Raw genomic sequence first — 364 nt, 5'->3', positions numbered from 1 at the left:
CAGACCCGGTAACAGCGAGGTATTCAGCACAGGTCGACTGGAACAGGCGCCCAAGCGCAAAAAGCCACGCGGACGAGCGTGAGCAGTTCTTGATGGCCAACCTGCTCGCCGCCCTGGAGGTCGCACTGGGCAACGTAGCAGCCCTGGCTATTGTCGACCGGGTACGGCAGGTCGCAGACCGAATTTACCCAACTTCAAACCTCTCCCCTGTTCCGCAGGCCTGGCTCGATGTACAGGCCGAGCGCCGGCGCCAGATCACCGTCGAAGGTTTCGATACCAGCAACGACGACGCTAGCGCTGGCCAGATCGCCCAGGCAGCCGGCTGCTACGCACTCCATGCCGGCGGCATCGGCACCGACTGGCC

At 64.0% G+C, this 364-nt stretch carries 1 pseudogene; it reads left to right on the top strand.

Annotated features, from left to right (window positions below):
* A pseudogene (locus HMPREF2924_RS20145) lies at positions 1-364 on the top strand (hypothetical protein); the annotation flags it as partial.

It is taken from the genome of Pseudomonas sp. HMSC063H08 (assembly GCF_001813645.1).
In the GTDB taxonomy this organism is placed as follows: Bacteria; Pseudomonadota; Gammaproteobacteria; order Pseudomonadales; family Pseudomonadaceae; genus Pseudomonas; species Pseudomonas aeruginosa.
This window is presented reverse-complemented; position numbering and strand designations above follow the sequence as displayed.